Source organism: Mycobacterium simulans (assembly GCF_900232995.1).
GTDB lineage: Bacteria > Actinomycetota > Actinomycetes > Mycobacteriales > Mycobacteriaceae > Mycobacterium > Mycobacterium simulans.
In genome coordinates this window covers 900,493-913,115 of record NZ_OCVX01000003.1, presented here as the reverse complement: position 1 = coordinate 913,115, position 12,623 = coordinate 900,493, and the positions used below count along the sequence as shown (strand labels likewise).

Genomic DNA, 12,623 nt, shown 5'->3' with positions numbered 1-12,623 from the left:
CGCGGGGTCGCCGTAGGCTCACTAGTCACGGGCTGTTACCACCGAGTTCATCGGGTTCATCGGGTTTTGCGGGGAGCGACCCAGGCCGCCGGGGAAGGTTGACGCGATGACATATGTGAGCGCGCAGTTGCCGACGTTGGCGGCCGCGGTTACGGATTTGGCCGGCATTGGTTCGGTGATCAATGAGGCCGCTGCTGCTGCGGCGGCGCCGACGACCGCGGTGGCAGCGGCCGCTGCCGACGAGGTGTCGGCCGCCATAGCGACGCTGTTCGGCGCGTACGGCCAGGAGTTCCAAGCGATCAGCGCGCGACTTGGGGCGTTGCATCACCAGTTCGCCCAGACATTGGCCGCCGCTGAGAGCGCTTACGCGGCGACCGAGGCAGCCAATGCGGCCGCCGTTCGGGCCGCGATCAATCCTCCTGCCCAGGCGCCCGCTCCTATGCCGGCTGCAGCCGTCGCGCTAATCATGGGTGGCACCGGAATGCCGATACCCTCGCAAACATATATTGCCGACGTCGTGGCACGGTACATTCCATTCGTCCCGGACATAACCCAAGGACTAGTCACTCCCGAAGAGCTCTATCCGATTACCGGCGTCAAATCTCTGCCCCTCCAAATATCGGTGGAGGAGGGCCTCACTATTCTCAATGATGCGCTCATACCGCGGCTCGAAGCCGGCGATAACGTCACCGTTTTCGGGTATTCCCAAAGCGCCGTCATCGCGTCACTGCAAATGCAGCGCCTCATTTCCGAAGGTGCGCCGTATCAGGGGCAGCTCAGCTTTGTACTGACCGGCAACGAGATGAATCCCAACGGCGGCATCCTTGCGCGCATACCCGGTCTGAACATCACAAGCCTCGGCCTGCCGTTCTACGGGGCGACTCCGGACAACCCCTATCCGACAACGACCTACACGATCGAATACGACGGCTTCGCCGATTTCCCGCGGTATCCGCTCAATTTCGTGTCAGACCTCAACGCCACGATGGGTATTCTCACGCTGCACACGCAGTATGCGACCCTCCCGCCTTCGGACATAGCGAACGCCGTCCTATTGCCAACAGAGGGCCCCACGTCGAACACCTACTACATGATTCGCACCGAGCACCTGCCGTTGTTGGCACCGGTGCGGGCCATCCCGGTGATCGGTGAACCACTGGCCGCCCTGGTCGAACCCAACTTGAAGGTGATCGTCAATTTGGGCTACGGCGACCCGAACTACGGCTATTCGACGAGTCCAGCGAATGTTCCTACTCCGTTCGGATTGTCCCCGGACGTCCCCCCACAGGTGATCGCCGACGCACTGGTCGCTGGAACCCAGCAAGGTGTCACGGACTTCATGGCCCCCCTGCCGCCCGCTCTTTCGCCCCCGCCGGAAATGCCGTCGACTGCGTTCCCGCCGTACATCCAAGCCGTACTGCCGCCAGCCCCTCCGCCGGTACCCGGGACGCTCCTCAACGTCACTGAGGTTCTCACTCGTGCCATCTCGACCGGTTACTCGGTCCTTCTTCCGACGGCAGACATAGGCCTTGCTTTCGTTACCATCCTCCCGGCCTACAACCTCACCCTGTTCATGAACGCGCTAGCGCACGGAAGCCTCATCGACGCGATCGAACTTCCGCTCGCGGCGACCTTCGGGTTGGTAGCGCTGGGCGGCATGATCGAGGCCATCGCCGTCGTGGAAGCGGCGGCAGAGATTATTCAGGATCTCCAGAGCCTCAACTTCTAACACCCGGGCGGTTTTCGGCCAGCCGCACCAAAGGCCGTCAGCAACTCCAGGACCGCACCTTCTGACGTGCTCTGGTGAGCGCTTTGGCTCAAATGCCCGCCGGCTGTGGCCGGTCGCTCTACGCTGACCATCTATGACGCATCTGATCGCCGAACCACAGATCATGGCGGCGGCTGCCGCGGATGTCGAGGGGATTGGTTCGGCGATCAGTGCGGCCAATCAGGCTGCGGTGGGCCGGATCTCCGGTCTAGCCGCGGCTGCCGGCGATGAGGTGTCGGCAGCCCTCGCAAATCTCTTTGGCGCATACGGCCAGGAGTATGCGGCCGTGATGAGACAAGCGGCGGCGTTTCAGGCTGAATTCACCCAGGCGTTAGCCGCCGCCGGAATCGCTTATCAGAACGCGGAGGTCACCGCGGTCGCCGCCTTGCAAGGGGTGCTGGGAGCGCCCGCGGCCCCGGCCCCGGCGCCAGCTGCCGCCGTGCTTCCGCCATTTCCCGCAAACGAATTGTCGTTGATCATGGGCGGTACCGGAGTCCCCATCCCGTCAGCAAATCTCATTTCAAAAGCCAATGAGCTATATATCCGTTCGATGAGTGTCTTGCCGCCGATCGGGTTGGTCACGCCCGAAGAGTTGTACCCGCTCACCGGGGTAAAGAGTTTGGTACTCGACGCATCGGTGAATCAGGGCGTGGCCATTCTGGACGCTGCGATCAGAGAACAAATCGTTAACAATGGCCAGACGGTGACCGTTTTCGGCGTTTCCCAAAGTGCGGTAATCGCGTCGCTGGAAATGCAGAAACTCATGTCCGAGCCTGTTCCTCCATTTGTCGGATCCCTCAACTTCGTGTTGACCGGCAATGAAATGAACCCCAATGGCGGCATGCTCGCGCGGTTCCCTAATCTCTCCATCTCGAGCCTGGGGTTGACGTTCTATGGCGCAACACCGCCGGACACGCCCTACGACACGGCCATCTACACACTGGAATACGATGGGTTCGCCGACTTTCCGCGCTACCCACTCAATATCATTTCCGACCTCAATGCGGTAGCGGGCATCGTCTACGTGCATCCCAGGTATTTCGATATCACGCCGGAGTGGCTTGACCAGAACGCAATTGAGTTGCAGCCCAGCGTCCCGCGCAATACCCATTACTACATCCTTCCCGCGGATGATCTGCCGCTCCTGCAGCCGCTACGTGCCGTACCCGTGATCGGGGGTCCGCTAGCCAATCTGATCGAGCCGAACATGAGGGTGATCGTTAATTTGGGCTACGGCGACCCGTACCACGGCTACTCGACAAGTCCTCCGGACGTGTGGACGCCGTTCGGTTTGTTCCCAGACGTCAGCCCGGTCACCGTCGCCGAGGCTTTCGCGGCCGGGACGCAGCAGGGCATCAACAACTTCACATTCGACATGTCGCAGCTCCTCGCCAACCCGCCCACATTGCCACCGCTGCAGATGCCGGCCCCGACCGAACTCACGACCGACCTCATGGTGAGCGCAGCGGACCTCCCGTCGCCGCTCACCGTCGCCAACACCGTCGCGTCGATTGTTTCCACCGACTACGCCGTCCTGCTGCCCACGGCAGACATCGCCCTGTCCCTCGTCACCACCCTGCCCGCCTACAACGTCCAGCTCTTCGCCGAACAACTCGCGCAGGGCAACCTCATCAACGCGATCGGATATCCCATCGCTGCCAACGTGGGATTGGCCACGATCGCGGGTGCGGTTGAATTTCTCGTCCTCGCCGAAGCTCTGGCAACGACCATTCGCGATATTTCGAGCCTCGTTCCCTAAGGCAGAAATCTGGGGAAACGCCAAACGGCCGGGCGATATCGTCCTAGGCTAACAAATGCCGGGCTGCACGGTGACCGGCCTCGCTGCGACATCGGTTTCACAGCCTCGTCGGTGTATTGACGAAAAGTCCCGCGCGCTAAGGGGATTGGCCGATGACGTACCTAATGACGCAACCACAGCTGGTGGCCGAGGCCGCGGCGAATGTAGCGGGAATTCGTGCGGCGATCGAGGCGGCCAATGCGGCAGTGGCCGGCCCGACAACCAGCCTGGTGGCGGCTGCCGCCGACGAGGTGTCCACGGCTTCGGCGGCGCTGTTTGGCGCCTACGGCCAGGAGTACCAGGCGGTCATCAGGCAGGCAGCGGCTTTCCACGACGAATTCGTTCGGGCGTTGGCCGCGGCGGGGACGGCATATGCAGAGGCCGAGGCCGTCAACGCGGCAGCGGTCGGCGGTAGTGCGATCGCGGCGCCCCTGGCCGCGGTGTCCTACGACGTGGCTTTGATCATGACCGGTAGCGGCGATCCCATACCCTCACCGGACTACATGGCTAGCGTTCGTCCGTTCATCAACTTCGCCTACGTCGTGACCGGCGCGAACATACCTCTGAACACCCCCGAGGGGTTATACCCGTTTACCCAAGTCAAGGACTTGCCCCTCAACCAGTCGGTGACCCTGGGCGTACAGATGCTCGACAACGCCCTCTTTGGGCCCCAAGGTCTCATCACCAACGGACAAAGCGTTGCAGTTTTGGGCCTCTCGCAAAGTGCCGTCCTCTCCTCGATCGAGATGCGAAACCTGGCGGCCATCGGGAGCCCGAGCAAGGACATGCTCAGCTTCACCCTGCTGGGTAATCCGATGGCTCCCAACGGCGGCCTGCTGGCGCGCTTCCCGGGTCTGTCCATGCCGGCGCTGGGTCTGGAGTTCTACGGGGCGACACCGTCAAACACGGGTTACCCGCTCACCCAGTACACGCTCCAATACGACGGATTCGCCGACTTCCCTCGCTACCCGCTCAATATCTTGGCCGACCTCAACGCAGTTGCGGGTATCCAGTTCGTGCATAGCAACTATGGTGACCTGGATCCGGCCAACCTTCCCCCCGGCTACAACCTTGTCGAATTGCCGGTATCCCCGGGCAACAACGGCATCGAGCACTACTACATGATCACCTACCCGGGTCTTCCGCTCCTGGAGCCACTGCGGGCGGTCCCGGTGATCGGCAATCCGTTGGCGGATCTGGTCGAGCCGAACTTGACCTATCTGGTCAACCTGGGCTACGGCGATCCCCACTACGGCTATTCGACCGGGTACGCGGATGTGGCCACACCGTTCGGGTTGTTCCCCTCGATCAATCCGATAACGTTCGCGGGCGATATGGTCAGCGGCACCCAGCAGGGCGTCACTGCCTTCGCGAGCGACATTCAGGCCATGGTGCCGACATCGTTGCCCGACCTGTCGGTTGCGGGCCTCGCGCAGACCGGCGGCTCGTCGATGCCATGGGCGCTACCCAGCCTGCCAGCGGCCACAGGCTCGCCAATCGACGGCTTCATCGACGCCCTCAAGGCAGCAAACACGAGGATCGCCACAGCATTCTCGAGTGCGGCCGCTGACGGTTATGCCGTTCTGCTGCCGACAGCAGATATCTTGAACACCGCGGTGACCATCATTCCGGCCTATAACATCAACCTCTTCCTGGACGGGATCGAGCAACTGGCAAACGGTGACCCGGCCGGGATCATCAACGCGATCGGCTATCCGCTCGCTGCTGACGTGGGGCTGCTGACGCTCGCGGCCGGCGTCGAGCTCAATGTGCTCTTAAACGGCGCCCAATCGATTATTGGTGACTTCACCGGTGCCGGCTAAGCCCGTCGAATTGCCGAAACCGTTGCGGCGAATGGTTTCCGGGCTCACTCGCGCGGGTCGCCCGCCTGTGCTTGCTTCCGGAAGTTGCGTTGGCATAAATTCCAGGCAAACGCGCATCGACGCGTCATCGTCGTAAGGATTGGGCCGATGTCATACCTGGCCGTGCAGCCGGATTTCATTGCGACGGCTGCGGCAGACTTATCGGAAATTCGTGCGGCGATCGCCGCGGCGAGTGCGGCCGCCACGACGCCGATAACGGGTCTCGTGGCAGCGGCCGCCGATGAGGTGTCGGAAGCCTGCGCGAATCTGTTCAACACCTACGCCAACGAATATCAGGCGTTCATCCGCCAAGTGTCGGAATTCCACGACGATTTCGTCAGGACTGTGGCCGCCGCGGGGATCGCCTACGCGGAGACCGAGATCGCCAACGCCGGTGGCACCGCGGCAAGTGTGGCAGCGGCCGCGGCTCCGTTGGCGACGGCAATCTCGGACCCGGCCACGACTTACACCATCGTCATGGGCGCCAGTGGATACCCGATACCTGCCGTGGATTACATCGACGACCTTGCTGCGCTGTACGTATTCCCCTGGCGCACAATAGGTGACAATCTGCAGGGCCTGAACACACCTGAGGGCCTATATCCGCTCACCGGCATCAAAGACCTGACCCTGAACGACTCGGTTGCGCGGGGGCTGACGATCCTGGATAACACGATCCGCCCATTACTCGCCAGCGGTCAGACCGTCAACGTCCTGGGCTACTCGCAGAGCGCGGTCATCTCTTCGCTCGAAATGCAGTTGCTCAACCCCGCCAACACGCCGAACCCCGGCCTGGGCGACTTATCCTTCACCCTTCTCGGCAATCCGGCGAACCCCAACGGCGGCCTGCTCGCGCGTTTCCCGGCACTGAGCTTGCCGAGCATGGGCCTCACCTTCGGCGCCGCGACGCCCGACAATTCGTTCCCCACCAGGATTTACACGATCGAATACGATGGTTTCGCCGACTTCCCGCAATACCCCCTCAATTTCCTGGCGGACCTCAACGCGTTCATGGGCATCATGACCCTGCACGGCACATACCCATTCCTTACCGCAGACCAGGTCAGCAACGCCATTCAATTGACGAATACGGTGGGCCCCACCCAGACCGAGTACTACGTAATTCCCACCGAACATTTGCCGCTCTTGGACCCGGTGCGGGCAATACCGGTCATGGGGAAACCCATCGCAAGCCTGCTCGAACCCAATATGGAAGTCCTGGTCAACCTCGGCTACGGCAGCACCACACAGGGCTGGTCGCCCGACCCGCCGAACGTTCGTACCGAGTTCGGCGTGATCCCACCAGTTCCACCAGAAGAGATCATTGCCGCGCTGAGCGCCGGAACTCAGAAAGGGATCGCCGCATTCAACACCGACATGACCACCGAGGTATTGCCGCATCTGGCCAACCTGCCCAGCACTCTTCCCAACGCTCTGACTACGACGCTGGGAGAGGTCGGGACAGACGGGGCCAGCGTGCTCGCCGGCCTCCAATCGTCGCTGTCGTCGCCGACCAGCATTATCGAGTCCCTGCTGGAGGCGAATCTCAAGGTCGCCTACGCCAGCTCCAACGTCGCCGCGACGGTTTACGCGACTGTGTTTCCGACCATTGATGGCGTAAATGCGATCGTGACGGCCATCCCGGCCTACAACGTCTACCTGTTCGGCACCGGACTATTGCAGGCGGTCAACGGTGATCCCGTCGGAGGGCTTATCAATGCGTTCGGCCGCCCGATTGCCGCTAACGTCGGATTGGCAACGCTGCTAGCCGGATTCGAACTGCGAGTTCTGCAGCTGGCAGCACAATCGATTGCAGCTGATTTCCAGGGCTTGGTGTAACCGCGCCTACGGCTCCAGGACGAGCTTGCCGAGCACACCGCCGTCATCGAGGCTCTGCAATGCGGCCTTGGCCTCGCTTAACGGATAACGTTGCGGCGGAGGCGGTCTCAGGCCCAGGAACACCAGCTGATTGAGACCCCAGGAGAATAGATCGGCGGAACCGGGGACGGTATTTAGGTATTCGCCCCACGCGACGCCCACCACACTGATATTGCGCAGCAGCAGGCGGTTGACCTTGAGGGTGGGGATGCTTCCCGCCGCGAAGCCGATCACCAACAGCTTGCCGTCGATCGCCAGCACGTTAATCGCGTCGTCGAAAGCGGAACCACCGATGGGATCGACAATGATGTCCACCCCTCGCCCATAAGTGTGCTCACGAATCTGCTCGACCCAGGCGTCGGTCAGCGGCAGCACAACGTCAGCCCCGAGTGAGGCGACGTAGTCGATCGCGCTCTCCCGGTGCACGACAGCTAGCACCTGACTGGCGCCCATCGCCTTGGCGATCTGGACGGCGGCCGTGCCCACCCCGCCGGCCGCGCCCAGCACCAGCACCGAGTCGCCCGGCCGCATGGCGGCCCGACGTGACAGGGCGAAGTACATGGTGTTGTAGTTCACCAATAACGACACCGCTTCGGCATCATCGAGCTCTGCGGGACTGCGCACCACGTTTGCCGCCGGAACCGCCACCTGTTCGGCGTAGCAGCCGAGCACTCCGAACGCCGAAACGCGTTCGCCCACATGGAAACCCGAATCCGGCGGTGCGGAAAGCACGACACCCGCGGTTTCCATGCCGGGCACGAACGGCGGAGGCAACTTGAGCTGGTACTCGCCCTTGCTCAGCAGCAGATCGGGAAAGCACACTCCGGCGGCGCGAACCTCAATGACCAGGTTGTCGTCGCCGCCGGAGGCGTCATCAATATCGGTATAGACTATGCCGGATGGCCCGGAAAGCTCTTGTACAACACAAGCTTTCATGAAAGCTACAGCTTGAATCCAGCTTTTGTGGCGGCGGACAGGTCGGTGATCTCGGCCCAGTGCTCCGCGACATCCTGAACCGACGGCGGCTTGTCGAAGACGGTGCCGTCGTTCTGGAACAAGGCCGCTCGTTGCACCTTGCCGCCACCGACAATGAACACCGATGCGTTGTCCGCGCATTCCTCGGTGCACAGATAGGCCACCACCGGCGCAACGAAGTCTGGCGTCAGTTTCTCAAAGATCTCGGGCGGAAGAATGTCCTGAGTCATCCGGGTCGCCGCGATCGGGGCGAGCGCGTTGGCGTGAATGTTGTACTTGGCACCCTCCAGCGCCAGGGTGTTGATCATGCCGACCAGGCCGAGTTTGGCTGCCCCGTAGTTGCTCTGGCCGAAGTTGCCGAACAGCCCGCTGGTGGAGGTGGCGACGACGACCCGGCCGTAACTCTGCTCGCGGAAATGCGGCCACGCCGCACGGATGACGTTGTACCCGCCGTAGAGGTGGACCTTGAGCACGGCGTCCCAGTTCTCGAACGACATCTTGTGGAAGGTGCCGTCGCGCAGGATCCCGGCGTTGCTCACCACACCGTGCACGGCGCCGAACTCGTCGAGCGCGGTTTTGATGATATTCGCCGCGCCCTCGGGCTCGGCCACGCTGTCATAGTTGGCGACCGCGCGGCCACCGGCTTCGCGGATCTCGGCGACGACGTTGTCGGCCATCGCCGACCCGGCGCCGGTCCCGTCGCGGGCTCCACCGAGGTCGTTGACAACCACGCTGGCGCCCTCGCGGGCGAGGGTGAGGGCGTATTCACGGCCCAATCCGCCGCCGGCCCCGGTAACAACAACGACGCGATCCTGCACTCCGGGCATCAGTTTCCTCTCTGTCAGAACAGCTTGCGAGCCAGCTTGAAAGCCCGCTCGGTGTAGGGCGGGTAGATCATCTTCGACATGTCGGGCCGAGTCGGTTTCGTCAGCACCGACTTACGGTGGCTGAACTCATCGAAGCCCCACTTGCCGTGGTAGGCGCCCATGCCCGACGCACCGACGCCGCCGAACGGCAGCTTGGCCGTTGACACTTGAAAGGCCAGGTGGTTGACCAGCATGCCGCCGGCCGAGACTTCTTTGATGACCCGTTCGCGGGTGGCGCGTGCCTTAGTGAATAGGTACGCGGACAACGGCTTGGGCCGCGAGTTGACGAAGCCTATTGCCTCGTCCAGCGACTTGACCGTGATCACCGGCAGGATCGGCCCGAAGATCTCGTTGGTCATCAGCGGCCCGTCCGGGTCGGGGTCGACGACCACGGTTGGTTGGATGCGCAGGCTGGATGCGTCACATCCGCCTCCCACGGCGACGTTGCCTTTGCCGTCGGCTTTCACGGCGTCGAGGTAGCCGCTGAGTCGGTCGAACTGGCGCTGGTTGACGATGCGCAGTCCGGTCGGGTCTTCTTCGCGCCGGAACTTGGTGAGGGCGGCGCCGATCTTGCTGACGAGTTCGTCGCGGATCGTTGCGTCGGCCAACACATAGTCGGGTGCGACGCAGGTTTGGCCGGCATTGAGCAGCTTGATCCAGGCGATCCGTTTGGCCGCGACATCCACGTCGGCGTCGGCCGCGACGATCACCGGGCTCTTGCCGCCGAGTTCGAGGGTGACCGGGGTAAGGTGCGGTGCCGCGCCTTCGTAGACCTTGCGGCCGATCTCCGTGCCACCGGTGAACATGACGCGGTCCAAGCCCTGCGCGATCAGCTCCTGGCTGACCGCGCCGTCGCCCTCGACCACCGCGATCGCATCGTTGTCGAGGTAGCGAGGTACCAGCTCGGCCATCAAATGCGATGATGCTGCGGCGATCTCGGAAGGCTTGAGCAAGACGGCGTTCCCGGCGGCAATCGCCCCGACGGCCGGACCCAGCGTCAGGTAGAACGGGTAATTCCAGGCCCCGATGATCAGCACGGTGCCGTACGGCTCGTACTCCACCCAGCCACGACCCGGTAGCTGCGGCATCTCCAATAGCAGGTACTTGCGGCGCGTCCACCGACGCAGCCGTTTGGCCGCGTACTTCGCTTCGCCGACAGTGGTTGCAACGTCGGCGATAAATGCCTCGACCGCGTTGCGGTCCAGATCTTCGGCGAGCGCTTTGCCGATCGCGGCCTCGTTCTCCTCCATCATGCGTTGCAGCGCGACCAACTGCTGCTTACGCCACTCGATGCTGCGGGTGCGCCCCGTGGCAAAGGTCTTACGAAGCCGAGCGACCGTCCGGGCGACGTCGGTTGATTCGGATGCACCAGCCGCGGGCGCGGCTTTCGGTGGGGATTCGGTGGTCATCGTTGTCCTTCCTTTCCCTATTAACGGCGATCCTAGGCCAGTAGGGCGCCGCGCAGTTGGTCCACGTCCGCCTCGGTGACACCGGCGGCACGCAGGTAATCGGCAATCGACCCGTATGTCTCGTCGATCGTCTGCCAGGCGGCGCCCAGATACTCCGCCCGGACGCCCAGGACCCCGTCGGACAGCCGGGCCTTCGTGAACGTCTCTACCTCGGGCGTCACGGTGTCCACGCGCTGCTGGATCATGTCGGTGATCTGGGCTCTGAGCTGGGGGACGGCGTCGTTGCTGCGCAGGTAGTCGGCGACGATGACGTCGCGGTCCAGGCCGACGGCTTCCAGCACCGTCGCGACCACGAAGCCGGTTCGGTCCTTGCCCGCAAAGCAGTGCGTGAGCATCGGGCGTCCGGCGGCCAGCAGCGTGAACACGCGATGCACCGCGCGTTGGGCCCCGTTACGGGTTGGGAATTGGCGGTATTCGTCGGTCATGTAGCGGACGGCGGATTCCTCGATGGCTTCTGCCGATTCCACGTATTCGCCGTTGGTCAGCAGCTTGCGGAATGCGGTTTCATGCGGTGCCGCGTCCTCGGCGTCGGCCTCGTCCTCAGCCAGATCGGGGAACGGCAACAGGTGGATCTCGATGCCCTCGGGAACCAGGCCCGGACCACGGCGGGCGACCTCTCGCGACGCGCGCAGGTCGGCTACGTCGGTGATCCCCAGACGGCGCAGTGTCGCGCGGCCGTCGTCGTCGAGGCGGCTCAGCTCGCTGGAGCGGAACAACCGTCCGGGTCGCAGGGCTGGAGTGCTTTCTGAGACGTCACGAAAATTCCATGCGCCCGGCAGATCAGCCATGTCAGGTGACCGCCGTCGCGAACGCGGATTTCTCCCGGCCCAATTCCGCGCGCGCGATGCTGCGCATGTGCACCTCGTCGGGTCCGTCGAAGATGCGCATGGCGCGATGCCAGCCGTATAGCCGGGCCAGCACCGTGTCGTCGCTGACGCCGGCGGCCCCGTGCACCTGAATTGCGCGGTCGATGACCTCACAGGCCACGCGTGGTGCGACCGCCTTGATTTGCGATACCAATATGTGAGCGGCCTTGTTGCCGTGCTGATCGATCGTCCACGCGGCCTTCTCGCATAACAGCCTGGCCTGGTCGATCTCGTTGCGGGACTTGGCAATTGCCTCTCGAACAACACCCTGGTCGGCCAGCGGGCGGCCGAACGCCACCCGGTTGCGAGCCCGGTCCACCATGAGCGCAAGCGCTCGCTCGGCCCCACCGAGGGCGCGCATGCAGTGGTGGATGCGGCCTGGCCCTAGCCGGGCCTGGGCGATCGCGAAGCCGCTGCCCTCTTCGCCGAGCAGGTTGGTGGCCGGGACCCGGACGTTGTCGTAGCTGATTTCGCAGTGTCCGTGCTGGTCCTGCCACCCAAAGACAGGTGTCGAGCGAACGACCGTCACGCCCGGAGTGTCCATCGGCACCAGAACCATCGACTGCTGCTGGTGGCTCGCCGCGTCGGGATTGGTGCGGCCCATCACGATGAGGATCTTGCAGCGCGGGTCCGCCGCGCCGGAGGTCCACCATTTACGCCCGTTGATCACATAGTCGCCGCCGTCGCGCACGATGGAGGTCTCGATGTTGCGGGCGTCGCTGCTGGCAACCGCCGGCTCGGTCATCGAAAAGGCGCTACGGATCTCGCCGGCCAGCAACGGTTCCAACCACTGCTTGCGTTGTTCGTCGGTGGCGAACAGGTGCAGGGTTTCCATATTGCCGGTGTCCGGCGCGGCGCAGTTCAATGCCTCGGGCGCGATCTCCAGGCTCCAGCCGGTCAACTCGGCCAGCGGCGCGTATTCCACGTTGGTCAGTCCCGACTCGGCCGGTAGGAACAGGTTCCACAGGCCGCGTTCCTTGGCCTTCGTTTTCAGGTCCTCGACGATCGGGGGCACGGTGTGGTCGCGCGGGCCGGCCTCGTGGCGGTAGCGGTCGTATTCAGCCTCGGCCGGAAAGACGTACTCGGTCATGAAGTCGGACAACCGCTTCTGGTAGTCGATCGCTTTGGCCGACATCGCGAA

9 protein-coding genes are annotated in these 12,623 nt (G+C 63.3%); 4 read left to right on the top strand and 5 right to left on the bottom strand.

All coding sequences use genetic code 11. The features are described from left to right. The first annotated feature begins 106 nt into the window (after nt 1–106). The 4 genes from MSIMFI_RS04885 (at nt 107) to MSIMFI_RS04870 (ending at nt 7,267) form a co-directional block, all read left to right on the top strand. Nucleotides 107–1,729: a PE family protein gene (locus MSIMFI_RS04885; RefSeq protein ID WP_191496353.1), complete on the top strand. Its 1,623-nt coding sequence runs from the start codon at nt 107–109 to the stop codon at nt 1,727–1,729. Between the two features lie 133 nt (nt 1,730–1,862). Continuing rightward, nucleotides 1,863–3,527: a PE family protein gene (locus MSIMFI_RS04880; RefSeq protein WP_191496352.1), complete on the top strand. Its 1,665-nt coding sequence runs from the start codon at nt 1,863–1,865 to the stop codon at nt 3,525–3,527. Between the two features lie 152 nt (nt 3,528–3,679). Next, complete coding sequence (locus MSIMFI_RS04875) at nt 3,680–5,389, top strand: PE family protein (RefSeq protein ID WP_191496351.1); 1,710 nt, start codon at nt 3,680–3,682, stop codon at nt 5,387–5,389. 147 nt (nt 5,390–5,536) lie between these two features. Next, on the top strand, nt 5,537–7,267 hold the full coding sequence (locus tag MSIMFI_RS04870) for a PE family protein (RefSeq protein ID WP_191496350.1): 1,731 nt from the start codon (nt 5,537–5,539) through the stop codon (nt 7,265–7,267). A gap of 6 nt (nt 7,268–7,273) precedes the next feature. On the opposite strand, the gene MSIMFI_RS04865 is transcribed toward MSIMFI_RS04870, so the two are convergent. From MSIMFI_RS04865 to MSIMFI_RS04845, 5 genes are read right to left on the bottom strand one after another with little or no spacing between them, the layout of a single operon-like run. After that, the gene (locus tag MSIMFI_RS04865) at nt 7,274–8,242 is read right to left on the bottom strand and encodes an NADPH:quinone oxidoreductase family protein (RefSeq protein ID WP_191496349.1); all 969 of its coding nucleotides are present in this window, start codon (nt 8,240–8,242) and stop codon (nt 7,274–7,276) included. Between the two features lie 5 nt (nt 8,243–8,247). Then, on the bottom strand, nt 8,248–9,108 hold the full coding sequence (locus tag MSIMFI_RS04860) for an SDR family oxidoreductase (protein ID WP_191496348.1): 861 nt from the start codon (nt 9,106–9,108) through the stop codon (nt 8,248–8,250). A 14-nt stretch (nt 9,109–9,122) separates the two neighbouring features. Further along, nucleotides 9,123–10,556, bottom strand: a complete 1,434-nt coding sequence (locus MSIMFI_RS04855; RefSeq protein ID WP_191496347.1) for an aldehyde dehydrogenase family protein — start codon at nt 10,554–10,556, stop codon at nt 9,123–9,125. A gap of 32 nt (nt 10,557–10,588) precedes the next feature. Next, nucleotides 10,589–11,404, bottom strand: coding sequence for a tyrosine-protein phosphatase (locus tag MSIMFI_RS04850; RefSeq protein WP_186241149.1), 816 nt, complete (start codon nt 11,402–11,404; stop codon nt 10,589–10,591). Between the two features lies 1 nt (nt 11,405). After that, a complete protein-coding gene (locus tag MSIMFI_RS04845; protein WP_191498028.1) occupies nt 11,406–12,617 on the bottom strand; it encodes an acyl-CoA dehydrogenase family protein in 1,212 nt (403 codons plus the stop codon). Nucleotides 12,618–12,623: the final 6 nt, after the last annotated feature.